Origin of the sequence: Chryseobacterium sp. ERMR1:04 (assembly GCF_001297705.1) — a bacterium.
In the GTDB taxonomy this organism is placed as follows: domain Bacteria; phylum Bacteroidota; class Bacteroidia; order Flavobacteriales; family Weeksellaceae; genus Chryseobacterium.
Genome location: NZ_LIRF01000003.1, coordinates 931,182 through 949,001 on the forward strand (window position 1 = coordinate 931,182; position 17,820 = coordinate 949,001).

The following is a 17,820-nucleotide window of genomic DNA, read 5'->3' on the forward strand; positions in this document are numbered from 1 at the left end:
CTATAATATAAATCTTGAATATGTATTAATTGCCCCTGAAGATCTGCAATCTGTGACACTATAATTTCTAATTTTTTATCCACTTCTATTTAGTTTTCTCGAATATATAAAATGTCAAATTCTCTTTATTTCAGCTTCTTTTTAAACACCTAAATATTTCAGCTTTTTTTAATACATTTAACACCAATTCTCATATTAAAATGAGTTTTCGAAATTATTAGTTTTTATATCCTCGACTGCTGTTGGGGATTTTCACTTTTGAGGCCGTAAAATTTTTCCGCATCAAATAAATAAACCCTCTCATTTTTCTCAGCCAATAAATCAACTCGCTTCAGCAAGCAATATTTTTTCATCCCTAATCTTCCTTATCAGTTTCAACATAATTGATAAACTGAATAATTCAAATATTCAATTTTATACACTTTATTTTAAATAATAGTAAAATAAATTACTAAATTTGTTTTAAATAAAATTTAAAATGGAAAAGGAAAATCAGATTACAGAAGACAGACTATTTGAATTGTATGGTGATTATATTCTGAATCATGCAGAAAGGCCTAAAAACATGTATCGTTTTGCAAAAGATAATGATTTCGAAGAAAAAGACTTTTATGATTACTTTTCAAGTTTTGAGCAGATTGAAAAACAGATGCTCACTAACCTTTTTACCAAATCGGTAGAATTGGCTTCACAAGTGAATGATTCAGAGGCAGTCACTTCAAAAGAAAAACTATTGAATGTTTATTTTATCTTCTTTGAAAATTTAACAATGAACAGATCATTGGTTCTTATGATATTGGGAAATGATAAATTACATGCTGCAAAAATTTCGAATCATCTTAAAGAAACACACCGTAATTATATTAAAACATTAGACTTTAATGACTGGGAAATATTGAAAAAAGCCAAAAATGATATAAAAAACCTACACGAAAAAGCTAGAGAAGAAGCATTATGGCTGCACTTGGTTTCAGTCATTGAGTTTTGGAAAAAAGATACTTCGCCTTCCTTTGAAAAAACAGATCTATTCATTGAGAAAACAATTGATACCGGATTTGAGTTAATGGATAATGAACCTTTGCGAAAGGTACTTGATCTTGGGAAATTTTTATTCAAAGAAACATTCAAAAAAAGTTAGATGAAAACACTCAATAAAATACCAACAGGAAAGTTAGAAAGAACAAGCAGTTTGTTGAAAGCCGGAGCAAAAGTTGGGGTCAATTACATCAAGTACTACGGTAATAAAATAACAAAAGATAAAAACGAAGAGGAAGCCCTTAAAACCCTCAATGAAGAAAATGCAACAGACATCTACGATTCTCTTAAAGAGCTAAAAGGTTCTGCCTTAAAAGTAGCACAGATGTTGAGTATGGAGAAAAACATTCTGCCTCAGGCTTATGTAGAAAAATTTTCTTTGTCTCAATTTTCAGTACCTCCGCTTTCCGGAGCTTTGGTAAAGAAAACTTTTAGAAAATATTTTGGAAAAAACCCAGAAGACATATTTGATGAATTTACTACAGAATCTGTGAATGCAGCAAGTATTGGGCAGGTACACAAAGCTAAAAAAGGAGATAAAAACTTTGCTGTAAAAATTCAATATCCCGGAGTAAGAGAAAGTATTTCCAGTGATTTGAAAATGGTAAAACCTATCGCCATGAAAATGTTCAACATCAAAAAAGAAGGTTCAGAATCTTATTTTCAAGAAGTTGAAAGCAAACTGTTTGAGGAAACAGATTATAATCTGGAACTGAAAAGAAGTCAGTATATTGTTGAAAAATGCAGTCACCTGCCAAATACTCAATTTCCTCAATACTATCCTGAATTTTCTTGTGAAAAGATCATCACAATGGACTGGCTGAACGGAAAACATTTCTCAGAATTCATCAAGCAAAAAAATTCTCAGGAAGAGTTAAATACAATCGGACAAACGCTTTGGGACTTTTATATGTACCAAATGCATATCTTAAAACAAGTTCATGCAGATCCGCATCCTGGAAATTTTTTAGTGTCCGAGAATCTAAACTTACTTGTCATAGATTTTGGATGTATTAAAGAAATTCCGCAAGAATTTTATATTCCCTATTTCGAATTGGCCAAAAAAGAAAATTTAAACAATCCTGAAATTTTTAAAGAAAAATTATACCAGCTTGAAATCTTACGTGATGATGATTCTCAGCGGGAACAGGAATTTTTTACCCAACTTTTCTACGAACTGCTTGAATTATTTACAAGACCTTTTAACAGTGAAAAATTCGACTTTTCTGATGAAAAATTCTTTCAGGAAATTGCAGATCTTGGGCAACGTTATGCAAAACTCAGCGATATAAAAGGAATGAATACCAATAGAGGCTCTAAACATTTTATTTATCTGAACAGAACTTTTTTTGGCTTGTATCATATGATGCACGATTTAAGAGCAACAGATATTGTGATTAATAATTATAAAAAATTCATCGTCTAAATGCCTGCCAATTTACCTTCAAAAATTTGTGAAGTATGCGGGTTATCTTTTAACTGGCGAAAAAAGTGGAAGAAAAATTGGGATGATGTAAAATACTGCAGTGAAAAATGCCGAAAAAATAAAAAATCAATATCATCAGATCCACAAAAGAGTTAATTAAAATCCTGAATTATGCCTACAATAGAATCATGTATTGAACAATTGATATTTCCTCATCAGCAGCAATCCAAGGCTTGGAATGATGTTGAGAACACTCCACAAGATGCTTGAAGAAAAGAAATCAGCTCATTTTAAAGAAGCAATACAACTCATGAAAAATTTATAAGAATGCTGAAGCAATTTACTACAGAACAAACAGACCGTATCATTGAAATGGCATGAGAAGACCGAACCCCTTTTGAAGCCATAGAATTTCAATTTGGCATCAGCGAATCGGAAGTCATTGAAGTGATGCGTTCAGAGCTAAAATCTTCAAGTTTTAAGCTTTGGAGAAAAAGAGTCAACTCAGGAATCAGTCATAAACATGCAAAGAAAAGAAGCCTGGAAATGGACAGATTTAAATGCAGCAGACAACGAACAATAAGCCATAATAAAATTTCAAAACGATAAAATTTGATGTAGAATACATTAAACTATTTGTAAAACTAAATATAAACAAATGAAAAATATAGTGATCATTGGCTGCGGTCAGGGAATTGGATTTGCCACTGCAAAGTTATTATCAGAAAGCAATCACGTTATTGGCATTTCAAGAAGTTCTAATCCTGAAGTTCAAAATCTTAGTATTGAATTTCATCAAATGGATATTGTTAATGAAAATCTTGAGGATATTAATTTCCCGGATATTGTTGACGGCCTAGTATATGCACCAGGAAGTATCAATCTGAAACCTTTTAACCGACTTACCTCTGATGACTTTAAAAATGATTTTGAAATTAATGTTCTTGGCGCCGTTACATGTATCCAAAAATTGCTTCCGAATTTGAAAAAATCCGAAGATGCCTCTATTGTATTATTCAGTTCTGTAGCTGCTAAATTAGGAATGCCTTTTCATTCTTCTATTGCATCTAGTAAGAGCGCTGTAGAAGGTTTAACAAAAAGTCTTGCCGCGGAATTTTCTAATCAAAAGATAAGAGTGAATGCAATTGCTCCATCATTAACTGATACAGCTCTTGCCTTACAACTGCTTTCCACTCCTGAAAAACGGGAAGCTTCTGCCAAAAGACATCCATTACAGAGAATCGGAAATGCAGAAGAAATAGCAAAAATGGCTGAATTTTTATTATCCTCCAAAGCATCTTGGATCACAGGACAAATCATAGGAATTGACGGCGGCATGGGAAATATTAAACTTTGATGAACTGAAAAAAACAAATATCTTTACCTTAAATTTAAACTATGCAAACTGATTTTTTTATCAATCTTCTGCTTGAAGTAAAAGATTTTGAAAATTCTGACGCCTACAAACCCAATTGTAATGTGGAAGATTTCCGTGTTTGGATGAATGATAAAAAATATGCAGAAGAGAGCCCGACCAAGCTTTTTAAAAATGAAAATCATCAAGTATCATTTACCGAAAACGAAATCTGCAAACAAATATTGTTATTAGGAAGATATTCTAAACTTCTGATAAGAAAAGGCTTAAGTGATTTTCCAGATTTAGCCAATGAAGAATTTACTTATTTATACCGACTTAAGGATGAGCCTGATCTTACAAAAATTCAGCTGATAGAAAGAAATGGTCACGAAAAACAAACAGGAACCCAGATTATTAAAAGGTTACTCGAAGCCGAGCTTTTAGAAGAGAAAAACGATCTAGAAGATAAAAGAAGTAAACGACTTAATCTTACAGAAAAAGGGGAGAAAACATTTCATGAATCAGTAGCCAATGTCAATAAGACTTCTAAGATCTTATCCGGAAAATTAAATGAAAAAGAAAAAAATGAACTTCTGAGAATACTTAAAAAACTCAATGAATTTCACGCTCACCTATATTCCGAATATAAAAATTCTGATATTCCTAAAATTTTGGAATTTATTAATTAATGGCAAAACGCTCCTATTTATATCTATAAGTTAAACTCATTATTATCAATTTTTCCATCAAATATTTGAGAGTTAGTCAAACTAACACGTATCAAACAAAATTTCAAACGACTATCCATGGACAAAAAAGCTAAAAATATATTATTTAAAACCTATTGGAAAAACGGCTGGATTGATGCCCCACAAAGACAAACAAATCCCGCTGACTTTGAATATGCCAAATCAAAAAGCATAATGTTTGACCCTTTAACAATTTCGCACGATCAATGTTTAGAAAATATTTTTGAGATTCTTCCCACAATTTCAATGGATAAAGTGGCAACAGCATTTTTAAGCAGCCTTTCAAGCAGACGGTTAGATTGGCGTTCAAGTTTAGCTTCATATTTCATTGCTAAACGATTGGTGCCTCATCATTATACCCAAGTGGTAAGCGGACAAAGTTTTGGAGAAAATGGAGAGGAAACACACATAAGCCATACGTGTGGAATTTGCAGAGATTTAAAATATGGCATTATCGGTGAAAAAAAATATCAAAATGAAGACTTAAATGTTTTAAATTTTGAAAGAATAAAATGGGGCGGAGTCAGACACGGACAACTTATTTATACTTTGTTAGATCTTCAACAGCTTCAGATCGCAGAAATTCCGGAGCCAACGGCAGAAGATATTGAAATCTTCAAAAATATTTTGGATATTATCAGCACTTCCCAACCCACCGATTATCCAGGGACGTTAGAAAAAAATCTTTCAACAGCTATTAAATCAACAAAAGACGAAAGGAAAATATTAATTGAAATTCTAGCGTGTATTGACATTCTAAAACCAGCCTCTTACGAAAGGCCAAGCAGAGGAAAAAGCGATTGGACTTTTGTAGAATATTGGCGTGGAGAAGATAAATACAATGAAGAAGCTCTGAATACTTATTTTGGAAAATATATGAAGTAACAGACCACAGCAGGTGATCTGTTAAACTTAATTCCTAATTTATAATGGTAAAGAAATAGAGATAATAGAACCAACGAACTCTATAACCATAAAAGCAGTATTTTACTTTGAACGAATACCTGAATTTCCTAAAATTCAAGTACCATATCGTGCCAAATTTCTCCTCCATGAACAGATTTTGAAATACCCAAGTCTACAAAGCCAAATTTGTTATAATAAGAGATCAGATACTCTTTACAAGTAAGCGTGATTCCCTTTCTCTTTTGCTCTTTACACTTTTCAATTAAATGATGTATAAGTTGAGCTGCATGGCCACTGTTTCTATACTCAGGAGATACGGCCAAACTAAAAACAGATTGCCAGCTTCCATTTTCGTCATGCAATTCTACATTCGCAAACATTTCGTCATGAATGGTCTTATTATTGGTAACCATCCCATTAATATATCCAATCATCTTATTATCATTCTCCAGTATCCAAAAATGATTGGGAAAGACTTTTAATCTCTTTGACAAAGATTCAAAGGAAGCGGCTTCGTTGGGAGGAAAACATTGATTTTCTATGGCATTGATTTCTTCCAAATCTTTTATAGTGGCATTTCTAAAATTCATATGAGCAAAATTGGTAATTATTTCAAATGTAATGAAAATCTACAGCTGTTAAAGAATTTACTTGGAAGTTGGTTTTAATAGTTTCTCCTTAAAGAAGTCTCTACTCTACCCACTCAAAACTGAAATCCGGAAAATTGTCTGTTTTAAAATGATAGCCAATATTCTTTGAAGTTAAGAATTCCTGAATGGCCAGTATCAAGTTTTGTATAACCCAAATACACATTGAATTTTTTTGATTTTTAAAAAGATCTATATGATTCCAAACTTTAAAAAAAGTAAGTTTAACGATTTCCTCTGCGTATTCCTGTGAATGAACCGCTCTAATAGCTAAACCATACAAAGTACAACCATAGCAATCATACAATTGGTCTAAACCGGCTTTTTTATTATCTTTTATTAATAAAAACAAATCCGTGTCTGCTTCTATATTGGAAATCTTTTTTATCATTGGGCATGTTATAATAGATGTTATTGTGTACCCATGTGTCTTTCACACTTTAATAATTATTGATTAGGAAATTAAATAACATAAGAGTAAAACGTTATAAATGCATTGAAAAATCTCATCTACTTACATTTAATCAATTCTGATATTCACATTTATTTGAATTATTACAATTTATAAAGCAAATTTTATGCTGCTAATCTTAAAATTGACATAATGAGGTATCATTGTGGTATATTTTTAATTAATTTAATTAACTTTAAATATCAATTTTTGGTAAATTTTTCTTTAATCATCAAGAATTCGCATTTATAAAATCTATCCATTTTCAGCAACTTAAAAAATATTATTTGTTTATTTAAAAAACTTTTTCTATATTTGCAGAATAATCAGGCTCCTGCCTAATGCTTTTTCTGAAACTCTTGAGTTATATCTTTTTATCAGTCTTCGCTTTTTCAGATGCTAAATTTTGTTCTCAATATTACAGGTGCAGTACCTTTTTTCAGCTTGAAAACTTTCAAGATTCTAAAAATACCAACATCATTTTCTTGTTCACAAATAGATTACTTACTGTTTTGATTTAATCATCAATATAGTAATGGCAATAGCCAAAAAAATAATTATCAGTAAATACAACAATTTTATAATACAATACAATGCAACAAGGAACAGTAAAATTCTTTAACGAAACTAAAGGATTTGGTTTTATTTCACCTTCTAATGGAGGTCCAGATGTTTTCGTACACACTTCAGGATTAGTAGATAATATCCGCGAAAATGATGTCGTAACATTTGACGTACAAAACGGAGCAAAAGGCGTTAACGCAATTAACGTAAAAATAGCTTAAATTAAAATACTGTTTTGATTTAATCATCATTACAGGTATGGCAGTAGCCAAAAAATTATCAGTAAATACAACAATTTTATAATACAATACAATGCAACAAGGAACAGTAAAATTCTTTAACGAAACTAAAGGATTTGGTTTTATTACACCTTCTAATGGAGGTCCAGATGTTTTCGTACATTCTTCAGGTTTAGTAAATGACATTCGTGAAAATGATGTCGTAACTTATGACGTACAAAACGGAGCAAAAGGCGTTAACGCTGTTAACGTAAAAATAGCTTAAATTAAGACGAAAGCTTTCAACAGCTTTTTTCTCAATATAATAATTAGCAGAGAATCCTTAGGGCTCTCTGCTATTTTTTTGCTTAGAATCTATATCTAAAGTGTTTATATTTATATCCCCGTTTCCACCGAAGCAACAATACGACATCATAGATTGTCTATAAATTTAATTCTACAACAAAGGCTTTAGTAAATTCTAGTAAATTGAGGCTTTTATCATTAAAATCTATACTCTTTTACAAGATTTACAGCCCTTTCTTTTGAAAGAAAATGCTTTGAAATTCATTAAATTCAATAGCTGCTGTATATTGTTAAATAACATTCTCTAACTTTGTAATAGCATGGTTAATACTATAAATTCCATCTTTTATGAAAAAGAAAATATCCTACTCTATTTTAGAACTTGCCATCGTATCGCAAGGCAGCTCTTTTAAACAAACATTAAATAATTCTCTGGCATTAGCAAAAGTGGCGGAGGAAAATAACTATACACGATATTGGTTTGCAGAACATCATAATTCAGAATCTGTCGGAAGCAGTGCTACATCCATCCTTATCGGCTATGTGGCTGAAAATACAAATACAATAAGAGTGGGTTCTGGTGGGATTATGCTTCCTAATCATTCCCCCTTAATTATTGCCGAGCAGTTTGGAACCCTTGCTCATCTGTATCCTCACCGAATTGATCTGGGTCTGGGCAGAGCTCCCGGCACAGACACCCTGACAGCGCAAGCCATCCGGATAGATTTTATGAAAGCGGCGCATTCTTTTCCTGCAGAAGTTGAAAAGATTGAAAACTATTTTTCATCAGAAAACAAGACCTCCAAAGTGAGAGCTGCCATTGCAGAAGGAACAGAAGTTCCTATTTATATATTAGGATCAAGTACTGATAGTGCACATTTAGCGGCAAGTAAAGGTCTACCCTATGCTTTTGCCAGTCATTTTGCATCTACGCATCTATTGAATGCGCTACAGATTTACAGAGAAGAATTTCAACCTTCTGAATTCCTGAAAGAAGCCTACACCATTGCAGGCATAAATATAGTAATTGCAGATACCGAAGAAGAAGCCGAAAGATTATTCACCTCATTAATAAGAATGTTTTTTGGAATATTGACGGGTAATTCTGAACCCTTACAACCACCAACAGAAATGACTGATGACCTTAAAGAAGTTCTACACCATCCAAGTTTGCATCAGATGCTGAAATATTCATTTGTTGGCACGAAAGAAATCGTCAAAAGACAGGTTCAGTCTTTCCTCGATGAAACCCAAGTTGACGAACTTATTATGGTATCAACAATGTATTCTATTGAGGACAGAATAAAGTCTACTCAATTATTTGCTGAAGTAATGAGTGAAATAAATAATGAAAGATTATCATAAGATCTAGATACATTTTTAGCAAAAAAGAGAAATTGTAAGATCTTACAATCTCTCTTTTTTTATAATCAACATGTTTAGATTTTAGATCAATTAATTCTCTAGCAAAACTATTTCTTAGGCAGTTTAAATCCTACCGACTTTAATTTTCTAGTCATTTCAATAAAATGTACTGGTGCAACGAAAGGTAGACCAGACTTCCCTTCACTGACAGCATATAATGCCGCATGAAATTTATGGGTTCCTGTGGGGAATTTCCCTACACAGATAGAATATGGAGTTTCTTTATCATCAAAAAAATCATCTACTTTACGAAAAGAGCAATCACCTCCAACGCGGGAATCTTCAAAACGGACTTCTTCAATGACTGCCTCATTTCCCATTTCTACCCAGTCTACTTCTGTATTCTAAGTTTAAAATGAATCTTTTGGTCCAGAAATTTACTCAATACAATTATTACACAAGAACACATAACAATTATTCATCTTATAACATTTAACAGACTAAACCATTAAATTCAAAAGATTACACACATTAATAAATACAAAAATCAAAATAATAACAAAAAATATATTGATTATTCAAAAATATATTTATCTTTATTGTCTCAATTTGAGAATTAAACTAAACCATGATATGAATTCAAGAAAATTTAAACGTTTGAAGGTGCATAGCCTTCTTTATTTCAATCCAAGAAAAAGAAATAAATACATTGGTAAAAGGTTATTATTAGCTCCTGCCCTATTCTTTTTGGTAAATTGTTCTTCTGACAGTATTGGTGATGGAAACGGTCTTACCCAACCCCCTGTAGATGCAACATTTACGGTAACCAAAACTGCGGAAAACAAATACCATCTAAAAAGGACGTATAACAATTATATTCTTTCCAAATGGAATATAGATAACAACGGTTACAATACAGGAAAAAGTGAAGAAGATATTTCTTTCCTTGATGCAGGAAGCTATGTTATTCAGCACCAAGCAATAGGAATTGGTGGTGAGGTTGGTGGAACTTCTAGCCAGACCATTGTTGTGCCTACTTCAGATCCAGTTTCTGGAAATATAATTCAGGGAGGCAGGTTTGATACTCCCGAAGAAATCTCAAAATGGTCTAAACACATCATCAGCTCTACACAGGCAGAATGGGTTTTTGCAAATGGTGCTGTTACAATGGTTGCTAATGAAGGCAGGCAGCAAGGCATTTATCAGGCTATTAACGTAGAAGCAGGACAAAAATATGCTATAGATATGGTAGCTTCTTCAGAAACAGCTTTAGTAGATACCTGGTTTGAAGTGTATGTTTTAAACAGTATTCCTGCTTCCGGAACAGACGTAAGTGGTACGGTTTACAGAAATATTAATACTTGGGATGGCTGCGGAAAAGGTCAGTTTAAAGGAAAAGTTTCCTCTATAGGCTGTAATCCATCCAAAAACGGAGGGGTTTATACCGCCACAACAACCGGAAAGGTATATTTATTTATCAAATGCGGAGGAAAAACAGTGAATGGATTAAGCATTGATAAAGTTGAATTCCGTAAAATATAAAACTAATTAACCATAAAATTTTAATATGAAAATCAAATACTCATCCCGTTTCGTCTTGAGAAATGCTGCACTTTGTAGTGTCGCACTTCTTTCTTTTTTAAATACCAGTTGCAGCAATAGCACAGATATTTCTAATAATGACAATCAAGGAAAAGAAAATATTTCCGGAGGTGCCATAGAAGTCTGGCTGACCAAAGGAGATCAATCAGTAAAACTTCAGCAGCAAAATAATGCCACTTTTTCTACAGCTCCAAGCACGGGAACAAGCATCGAAGTTGATGCCTCAAAAATTTTCCAGACCGTAGATGGTTTTGGATATACATTAACAGGAGGAAGTGTTGACGTAATTAATCAGCTGACCCCTGCTAAAAAACAGGAATTATTAAATGATCTGTTTAGTACCTCCGGAATAGCTGTAAGTTATTTAAGAATCAGTATCGGGGCATCGGATCTTAGCAGTGAAGTTTTTACGTATAACGATATCCCTTCCGGCCAGACAGATCCTACCCTTTCTCAGTTTAGTTTAAGCAAAGACTTGCCACTTATTCAGATGTTAAAAGATATTTTGGCAATTAATCCTACTATTAAAATTTTAGCAACTCCATGGACAGCGCCTGTCTGGATGAAAACGAATGGAAGTGCTATCGGAGGAAACTTAAAAACTGAATATTATACTACTTATGCGCAATATTTCGTAAAATATATTCAGGCCATGAAAGCTCAGGGAATTAAAATTGATGCCATAACTCCTCAAAATGAGCCGCTACACCCAGGAAATAATCCAAGTATGTATATGTCTTCTACAGAACAGGCTGCATTTATTAAAAATGGACTAGGGCCTGCCTTCAGAACGGCTAATATGAATACAAAGATCATTACATATGATCATAATTGTGATAATCCGGCTTATCCTTTGGCTATACTAAATGATCCTGCTGCCAATCCGTTTGTTGACGGGTCTGCTTTCCACCTTTACGCAGGAGATATTTCGGTTTTAAGCAATGTTCATAATCTATTTCCGAATAAAAATATTTATTTCACAGAACAATGGACAAGTTCTTTAGGAGGGTTCTCCGGAGATTTAGACTGGCATATGAAAAACGTTATTATTGGATCTATGAGAAATTGGAGTAAGAACGCATTGGAATGGAATGTTGCCAATAACACCTCGTTTGGACCTCATACCCCAGGCGGCTGCACACAATGCAAAGGTGCTATTACCGTGACCAATAATGCTGCTTATGATAAAAATGTAGCCTATTATATTATCGCTCACGCTTCAAAGTTTGTCCCTGCAAATTCTCAGAGAATCGCTTCTACGCAAGCCACTAATCTTTCAACAGTTGCTTTTAAAACTCCGGCAGGAAAAGCTGTTTTAATTGTTCAGAACAGCAGTTCTACCAACCAAACATTTACGATTAAATATAATCAGCAAACAGCTCCCGTTACTATTTCAGGAAGCTCAACAGTTACTTATGTTTTCTAAAACAGTATCTTAAATTATCATCTAAAAAAATGATAAAACTCCTTCAACTTATACACTTGAAAAATTCAAGTATTAGAATAGAAAACAAAAACGGGTCTCCTTATAGATCCGTTTTTTATTTAAACTTTTAGCCAAATAATCCTTACAATGATTGATTATAAATAGTGTCCTAGCTAATTTGGAGGTAAAATGACGACAATATAAAAAAATAGAAAATCAGATTTGAATTGTCCATTTTTACATAATCTTAATATCTGATCAGTTTCTGAATCTCTGTTTGATATTTTTTATTTTCCCTTTTTATTTTTAAAATCAAGCTAATCAATAATAAACTGATTGCCAAACCGATGATAATGATAGAAATTCTGATGTATTTAAAATGAAGCTTTACATCTTGGATCTTCTTTATTATTTCTTTGTTGTAATCATCAATAGAATGATTGATAGAGCTTAATTCATTCTCTTCTCTTTTAAAACGCAATGCAAAAACTTTGTTATTGTAAGTTTGATATAATGCAGAGTTTCCCAGAGCCAGATAATTATCCGACATTTCTTTATAAATCCCTTCGCTGAGGGCAAGATCCCCTGTATTACTGCAAAGATTTTCTGCTTTATGTAAAAGATCTAATGCCGTTTGACTTTCATGGTTTAGCTTATACATTTCTGCTAAGCCTTTCAACCCAAATGCTTCCAGACTTTTAGCCTGATCTTTCTGAGCATAATCAATTGCTTTCAGAAATGCAGATTTTGCTTTTTCAGATTGATCAAGGTTAAGATAGCAGGATCCTATATTATAATACACGATACTTAAATTAACGTAGGTTCTTTTTTTTGCTTTTATTTTTTCAAAATTGGCAACCGAAACAAGGAACTTCTCAAGGGCTATTTCAGAATTTGACTGGCTTTTATAGATCATCCCACGAATAGCATAGCTTCTACCCGTTTCAAAATACTTTTCATACAAACCATCCGGAAGTTTAGACAGATAAGTATCTGCTTCATCAAGGGTTTCAAAACTTTTACTAAAAAGCTCCATTTGCTCATACTGTATAGCCAACGAGATCAAAAGACTGGTCTGGGTTTTTAAATCATTGGTTTTTTTTCCTAATTCTTTCGCTTTTATGATATATTGTAAAGACTCTTCGAAATTTCTTTTGGCAATATTCGCGGTAGAAAGAAGTGAATAAATTTTGATTAACTGATTAATATCTTTTTCTTTTTTGAGTATTTTTTTTCCAATAGATATAGCACTGTCTGGCCTATCATAGATTTCAGAATAAGCCTTCTTCAGTAAAGAATCATCAGAAGTATTCTGCCCAAAAACCAAGATTTGAGCAAGTAAAAAAGTAAATATTATAATTTTTAAAATTAATCTCATGATATTTTACCTTTAGTTATTTCTTGAACATAAGCGTTGGGAGACATCCCTGTTAAAGACTTGAATATATTTGTAAAAGCACTGTGAGAGGAAAATCCTAAATATTCAGCAAGGTAGCTCACCTTATAGTTAAGGTAGGTAGAATCTGTTTTTAATAAATGTATAATATGGTTAATCCTCAATTCATTAATATATCCATTGAAATTTTTTCCTTTGTGGTTATTGATTACTTCAGAAAGATATTTGGTATTTACTCCCATTTGGGTAGAAAGCAATGAAAGCGACATACTTTGGTTTAAATATCGATTTGCCTGCTCCCATTCTTCAAGCTTGCGCAAAATCTCATCTTCCTTTTCTTTTGAAATTTTATTGGATTCTTTATCTACATTTTTATACCCAACAACGGCCTTTTCCAAAAGAGGGTGTTGATCTCTGCCAGGAGAGGTATCTATTGTTTCATGTTTTTTAAAGAATTCAAACTGTTTTTTTAAGTCTCTATTCCGCCTTGTTTCAAAAATAAAATAAATAATCAAACCATTAATGATCACAAACGAAATCACGCCAACCAAAATCCAGGTTTTTCTTAATTCATTCTGTGTTTCAAATTCTACTTTCTTGTTTTGATAAAATTCAAAAAGTTTTACAATATACCGCACTCCTTCTTTTTTATTAGCGTCCAGCTTTGTATTGGTCGTCTTATAAAGGTTGCTGTAGTAATGGTATCTTTCATCATTATGAAGGGCAAAATAACTTTTTGTTAATGATTCATAGATCTTTTTTTTAAAACTGTTATAAGGAAGATTTTCAATTTTTGAAAGCCCCTTTTCTAAATTTTGAGCAGAAGCCCCATACGCTCCTTTCAAAAAATAATATTGTGAGAGCCTTTCATATGCAAGAGCAAGCAGAAAAGGTTTATTCTGGATATCTCTGTTATCAATAACATTTTCAAGAAGCTTTCTGGATTCCTCTAATTTATTCAGTTTCATTAAGCAAGAAGATCGGAAAATTTCATTTTCAAATCCTATGATTTTATTCTCTTCATTATCATTGCTATTATAATAATCACTTTTATCAAGATTTTTTAAAGCTGCTGTATAATCTCTTTTAATCTTAAAATTAATTGCCTGAAGCTGATAGAGCTTTACCAACGTTATTTTTATTCTGGGATCATCATCTTTAAATAATTTATTCTGGGAAAGCAGACGTAACACAACCCTTTGTGACTGATTGTACAGCCCTAAATTTTGGTACTGCTCTGCTAGGTTATAATCACTGTAAATTTGCATAAAACGAGAAAGGCTTGGTCGCTCTTCCGGCCCTTCCCTTGTATTTAAAATATTAACAGACTCAACGTAGTCTCCTTTCATTGCATATGCCTGGGAAATAATATTCTGGATAATAATTTTATGTTCAGTATTTCGATCACTTATCTGTAAACTTTGTGAATAGCTGATACAATCATCTGGATTCTGATATAATTTCTGAAAAGCTTTATCTACTAAAATAGTAAAGTCCGGACTCGATTGCCCATTTATAAAAATTGACCCTAGCAATAGAATCAAAATCAGAAAATTATTTTTCTGATTTTCTTTTGTAAATAATTGCTCCATGATAAGCTTACTCGTAGTTTTCTTAAAATCTGTCTTCAAATCAGTATTTTGTATACAACTGTATTACAGATATTTAAATTTTAGTTTTTGTAGATTTCGTGAAATCTACAAATCAAATTCTTTTCTAAGGGTAAATATAATATTAATATTGTTTCGACCAATCCAAATAAGAAAACTCACAGAAATAGGAAAAATATTTACAAAACGGCAAAATTTCAATGAAAGCATTCCCTCTGCTAGTGGTTATAAAAAATAACCTTTTTCATTGTTGCTGAAAATCAATAATCTGCTTTAATTATAAAACAGTTGTTTGCCCCGCATAAGCTAAAATTCACTTTGATATTCCATAACGGAACAATCTAAGTGAATACAATATGATAAAAACCCTTTAGAAATATTAATAATTCAAAGTCTGCATTACTCAAAATGCACAAAGGGCTTACTTAACTTAATTTTAAATATAATGAGAAAGCATTACCTATTATGGATGATCTTACTTCTTCCATTTTTTAATCTGAACGCCCAGACCTACTGTGTTCCAACAGCAGGCTCATCCAGCCAAACCAATTATCTGAAGAACGCTGTACTTTCAGATCAGGGAGCCATGTATTATAACGCAGGGGCCTATCAAGCCTATGTAGACAATACCAGTAAAATGGTCACCTCTTATCCCGGAGGAACAGTAAATGTTCATTTAGAACCAAGTACAAACGGACCTAAGTGTTATGTTTGGGTAGATTGGAACAAAGATGGAGACTTTGATGATTTTTATGAAAACCCAATAGGCCCATCCAACTATACTATTGTTGATGACATTTTTTTCATCCCTCCAAGCCAGGCTCCGGGAACCTATAGAATAAGAATTGTAACAGGTAATTCAATTGCTTCTCCGGGGAACCCATGTGGACCTGTTCCTTACGGAAACGTGGTAGATTTCAGCTTAAAGATCGATCCAACACCTAGTTGTTTTGTTCCTACAGCCCTTACTTCTGCCAATATAACCAGCAGTTCTGCTACCTTATCTTGGGATCCACCAGCGACAGCACCAAGTAATGGCTACGAATATTATTATTCATCAACCACTACACCACCGGATAATACAACTGTAGCCTCAGGAACTACTACGACGACTTCTACGCCCATCAGTGGATTGACACCATTTACTGCGTATTATTACTACATAAGATCTGCATGCAGTACTTCGGCTAAAAGCGCATGGTCGTTACGAGGTGTATTTAAAACCAAATGTACTCCAATGACTTCTATGTTTGAAGATTTTGAAACTGTTGCAGCAGGACCGAACAGCGCAGACTGCTGGGACAGAATAACCTTAGGTACTGGATATTTAAGTGTCGCCAATGGAAATGGCGTTAATAACACCAAAGGAATGTTTCAAAACGCCAATGGGGCAGCCAATACTGTAATTGCTGTGCTTCCGGCATTTAGCAATGTGAATGCAGGGACGCATTGGCTGAGATTTAAAGCCAAAACAACTACCAGTACAGGGTTATTAGATATTGGATATGTTACGAATGATACAAATGTGGCTTCTTTTGTTACTATTCAATCAGTAAGCATCAGCAATACAGTATTTGATGGGTATGAATATACTGTAGCGGTACCTAATACAGTTCCTTCCAATGCAAGATTAGCGATAAGACACGGAGGCATACCTGCTGAAAATATATATTGGGATAATGTATATTGGGAACCAAAAGCAACTTGTTCTACGCCTACAAATGTTGTTCTATCTAACACAACCAGCTCAACAGTAAATGTAGCATGGACAGCACCATCTTCTGCTCCGGCAGTAGGATATGATATCTATTACAGTACAAGCAATACCCCTCCAACAGCTGTAACAGTACCCAATCTAACTGGGATAACAGCTAATCCTTATACATTATCCGGGCTGAATTCTGCAACTACATATTACATCTGGGTAAGATCAAGATGCAGCGCAACAGACCAAAGCTCTTGGGCAAATATTGCATCGGTATTAACGCTTTGCGCACCAAAGACTACTCTTTTTGAAGATTTTGAGGCATATAATACAGGATTAATAACCAATGTACCATGCTGGAAAAAATTATCTACAGGAATCGGGAGTGTAAACATTAGTAGTACAGGAGGTTATTCTGGCAGCAAGCATATTATGCAAAGACCCATTACATCATCATCAATGGCTGTTTTACCAGAATTCAGCAATATTAATGCAGGCACACATTCATTAAAACTCAGAGCTTATTGTAGTGCCAATACAGGGATACTGCATGTTGGGTATATAACAAATTTAACAGATATTACTTCATTTGTATCTATTCAGGATCTTGCGATCACCAACACATCATATACAGGGGCAAGTGAGTATATCATAGCAGTTCCCAATACAGTTCCTTCTACTGCAAGATTGGCTATATATACGGATGGCGGAAACCTAATTTACTATTACGATGATGTGTCTTGGGCACCTACTTCTTCGTTGGGAGTAAATGAAATTTCAGCAAAACATGATGTGGTTATTTACCCCAATCCGTTTACTGATACCCTTACTATTTCAGGAGATGTAGAAGTGCAGTCTGTTGCAGTATATGATGCATCAGGGAAAATAATTAAAGAATATAAAGGTTCTGAAAAAACAATTTCATTACATACCCTTACTTCAGGAGTGTATATGGTAAAATTGATAATGAAGAACGGTACTTCTAAAACGATAAAAGCAGTTAAAAAATAATATGTTGTCTCTGCCATAATAAAGCGGCGAGTTAGTAGCGCCGCTA

At 33.3% G+C, this 17,820-nt stretch carries 17 protein-coding genes and 1 pseudogene; 13 read left to right on the forward strand and 5 right to left on the reverse strand.

All coding sequences use genetic code 11. From position 1 onward, the window contains the following. The first annotated feature begins 478 nt into the window (after window positions 1-478). From AMQ68_RS04325 to AMQ68_RS04345, 7 genes and pseudogenes are all read left to right on the forward strand, one after another. Window positions 479-1,138, forward strand: a complete 660-nt coding sequence (locus AMQ68_RS04325; RefSeq protein WP_054509365.1) for a TetR family transcriptional regulator C-terminal domain-containing protein — start codon at window positions 479-481, stop codon at window positions 1,136-1,138. Continuing rightward, entirely contained in the window at window positions 1,139-2,461 is a 1,323-nt protein-coding gene (locus tag AMQ68_RS04330; RefSeq protein ID WP_054509366.1) for an AarF/ABC1/UbiB kinase family protein, read from the forward strand. Continuing rightward, on the forward strand, window positions 2,462-2,617 hold the full coding sequence (locus AMQ68_RS24810; protein WP_082383969.1) for a DUF2256 domain-containing protein: 156 nt from the start codon (window positions 2,462-2,464) through the stop codon (window positions 2,615-2,617). Between the two features lie 171 nt (window positions 2,618-2,788). Beyond that, window positions 2,789-3,070 (forward strand): annotated as a pseudogene (locus tag AMQ68_RS24815) (TIGR03643 family protein). A 49-nt stretch (window positions 3,071-3,119) separates the two neighbouring features. Beyond that, window positions 3,120-3,818: an SDR family NAD(P)-dependent oxidoreductase gene (locus tag AMQ68_RS04335; RefSeq protein WP_054509367.1), complete on the forward strand. Its 699-nt coding sequence runs from the start codon at window positions 3,120-3,122 to the stop codon at window positions 3,816-3,818. A 41-nt stretch (window positions 3,819-3,859) separates the two neighbouring features. Next, window positions 3,860-4,507 (forward strand): MarR family winged helix-turn-helix transcriptional regulator, encoded by a 648-nt coding sequence (locus AMQ68_RS04340; protein WP_054509368.1) that lies wholly within the window; start codon window positions 3,860-3,862, stop codon window positions 4,505-4,507. 117 nt (window positions 4,508-4,624) lie between these two features. Further along, window positions 4,625-5,452, forward strand: a complete 828-nt coding sequence (locus AMQ68_RS04345) for a hypothetical protein (protein WP_054509369.1) — start codon at window positions 4,625-4,627, stop codon at window positions 5,450-5,452. 128 nt (window positions 5,453-5,580) lie between these two features. Here the strand turns inward: AMQ68_RS04345 and AMQ68_RS04350 are convergent, their stop codons facing one another. Beyond that, window positions 5,581-6,063 (reverse strand): GNAT family N-acetyltransferase, encoded by a 483-nt coding sequence (locus AMQ68_RS04350; protein WP_054509370.1) that lies wholly within the window; start codon window positions 6,061-6,063, stop codon window positions 5,581-5,583. Between the two features lie 100 nt (window positions 6,064-6,163). After that, window positions 6,164-6,511, reverse strand: a complete 348-nt coding sequence (locus tag AMQ68_RS04355) for an RNA polymerase sigma factor (protein WP_054509371.1) — start codon at window positions 6,509-6,511, stop codon at window positions 6,164-6,166. 653 nt (window positions 6,512-7,164) lie between these two features. On the opposite strand from AMQ68_RS04355, the gene AMQ68_RS04360 reads away from it, so the two are divergent. From AMQ68_RS04360 to AMQ68_RS04370, 3 genes are all read left to right on the forward strand, one after another. Beyond that, window positions 7,165-7,356 carry a cold-shock protein gene (locus AMQ68_RS04360; protein ID WP_054509372.1) on the forward strand — a complete coding sequence of 64 codons (192 nt, stop codon included), beginning with the start codon at window positions 7,165-7,167 and terminating at the stop codon, window positions 7,354-7,356. A 91-nt stretch (window positions 7,357-7,447) separates the two neighbouring features. Next, window positions 7,448-7,639, forward strand: a complete 192-nt coding sequence (locus tag AMQ68_RS04365) for a cold-shock protein (RefSeq protein WP_054509373.1) — start codon at window positions 7,448-7,450, stop codon at window positions 7,637-7,639. 368 nt (window positions 7,640-8,007) lie between these two features. Next, entirely contained in the window at window positions 8,008-9,024 is a 1,017-nt protein-coding gene (locus tag AMQ68_RS04370) for an LLM class flavin-dependent oxidoreductase (protein ID WP_054509374.1), read from the forward strand. Window positions 9,025-9,131: 107 nt separating this feature from the next. Here the strand turns inward: AMQ68_RS04370 and AMQ68_RS04375 are convergent, their stop codons facing one another. Next, window positions 9,132-9,404: a hypothetical protein gene (locus AMQ68_RS04375; RefSeq protein ID WP_054509375.1), complete on the reverse strand. Its 273-nt coding sequence runs from the start codon at window positions 9,402-9,404 to the stop codon at window positions 9,132-9,134. A gap of 253 nt (window positions 9,405-9,657) precedes the next feature. Here AMQ68_RS04375 and AMQ68_RS04380 point away from each other — a divergent pair, with 253 nt between their 5' ends. After that, window positions 9,658-10,566, forward strand: a complete 909-nt coding sequence (locus tag AMQ68_RS04380; RefSeq protein ID WP_054509376.1) for a hypothetical protein — start codon at window positions 9,658-9,660, stop codon at window positions 10,564-10,566. 25 nt (window positions 10,567-10,591) lie between these two features. Continuing rightward, a complete protein-coding gene (locus AMQ68_RS04385; protein ID WP_054509377.1) occupies window positions 10,592-12,052 on the forward strand; it encodes a glycoside hydrolase family 30 beta sandwich domain-containing protein in 1,461 nt (486 codons plus the stop codon). A gap of 247 nt (window positions 12,053-12,299) precedes the next feature. On the opposite strand, the gene AMQ68_RS04390 is transcribed toward AMQ68_RS04385, so the two are convergent. Together AMQ68_RS04390 and AMQ68_RS04395 are read right to left on the reverse strand one after the other, a co-directional pair. Next, window positions 12,300-13,430, reverse strand: a complete 1,131-nt coding sequence (locus AMQ68_RS04390; RefSeq protein ID WP_054509378.1) for a hypothetical protein — start codon at window positions 13,428-13,430, stop codon at window positions 12,300-12,302. Continuing rightward, entirely contained in the window at window positions 13,427-15,079 is a 1,653-nt protein-coding gene (locus tag AMQ68_RS04395; protein ID WP_054509379.1) for a helix-turn-helix domain-containing protein, read from the reverse strand. The genes AMQ68_RS04390 and AMQ68_RS04395 overlap by 4 nt, the downstream gene beginning before the upstream one ends. A 424-nt stretch (window positions 15,080-15,503) precedes the next feature. On the opposite strand from AMQ68_RS04395, the gene AMQ68_RS04400 reads away from it, so the two are divergent. Continuing rightward, on the forward strand, window positions 15,504-17,774 hold the full coding sequence (locus AMQ68_RS04400) for a fibronectin type III domain-containing protein (RefSeq protein WP_082383970.1): 2,271 nt from the start codon (window positions 15,504-15,506) through the stop codon (window positions 17,772-17,774). Window positions 17,775-17,820: the final 46 nt, after the last annotated feature.

Bases quoted from the DNA above. Each gene is read 5' to 3' on its own strand.
- AMQ68_RS04365 (WP_054509373.1), top strand. From the start codon at position 7,448: ATGCAACAAGGAACAGTAAAATTCTTTAACGAAACTAAAGGATTTGGT.
- AMQ68_RS04360 (WP_054509372.1), top strand. From the start codon at position 7,165: ATGCAACAAGGAACAGTAAAATTCTTTAACGAAACTAAAGGATTTGGT.
- AMQ68_RS04370 (WP_054509374.1), top strand. From the start codon at position 8,008: ATGAAAAAGAAAATATCCTACTCTATTTTAGAACTTGCCATCGTATCG.
- AMQ68_RS04345 (WP_054509369.1), top strand. From the start codon at position 4,625: ATGGACAAAAAAGCTAAAAATATATTATTTAAAACCTATTGGAAAAAC.
- AMQ68_RS04350 (WP_054509370.1), bottom strand. From the start codon at position 6,063: ATGAATTTTAGAAATGCCACTATAAAAGATTTGGAAGAAATCAATGCC.
- AMQ68_RS04355 (WP_054509371.1), bottom strand. From the start codon at position 6,511: ATGATAAAAAAGATTTCCAATATAGAAGCAGACACGGATTTGTTTTTA.
- AMQ68_RS04335 (WP_054509367.1), top strand. From the start codon at position 3,120: ATGAAAAATATAGTGATCATTGGCTGCGGTCAGGGAATTGGATTTGCC.
- AMQ68_RS04390 (WP_054509378.1), bottom strand. From the start codon at position 13,430: ATGAGATTAATTTTAAAAATTATAATATTTACTTTTTTACTTGCTCAA.
- AMQ68_RS04340 (WP_054509368.1), top strand. From the start codon at position 3,860: ATGCAAACTGATTTTTTTATCAATCTTCTGCTTGAAGTAAAAGATTTT.
- AMQ68_RS04375 (WP_054509375.1), bottom strand. From the start codon at position 9,404: ATGGGAAATGAGGCAGTCATTGAAGAAGTCCGTTTTGAAGATTCCCGC.
- AMQ68_RS04380 (WP_054509376.1), top strand. From the start codon at position 9,658: ATGAATTCAAGAAAATTTAAACGTTTGAAGGTGCATAGCCTTCTTTAT.
- AMQ68_RS24810 (WP_082383969.1), top strand. From the start codon at position 2,462: ATGCCTGCCAATTTACCTTCAAAAATTTGTGAAGTATGCGGGTTATCT.
- AMQ68_RS04325 (WP_054509365.1), top strand. From the start codon at position 479: ATGGAAAAGGAAAATCAGATTACAGAAGACAGACTATTTGAATTGTAT.
- AMQ68_RS04385 (WP_054509377.1), top strand. From the start codon at position 10,592: ATGAAAATCAAATACTCATCCCGTTTCGTCTTGAGAAATGCTGCACTT.
- AMQ68_RS04330 (WP_054509366.1), top strand. From the start codon at position 1,139: ATGAAAACACTCAATAAAATACCAACAGGAAAGTTAGAAAGAACAAGC.
- AMQ68_RS04400 (WP_082383970.1), top strand. From the start codon at position 15,504: ATGAGAAAGCATTACCTATTATGGATGATCTTACTTCTTCCATTTTTT.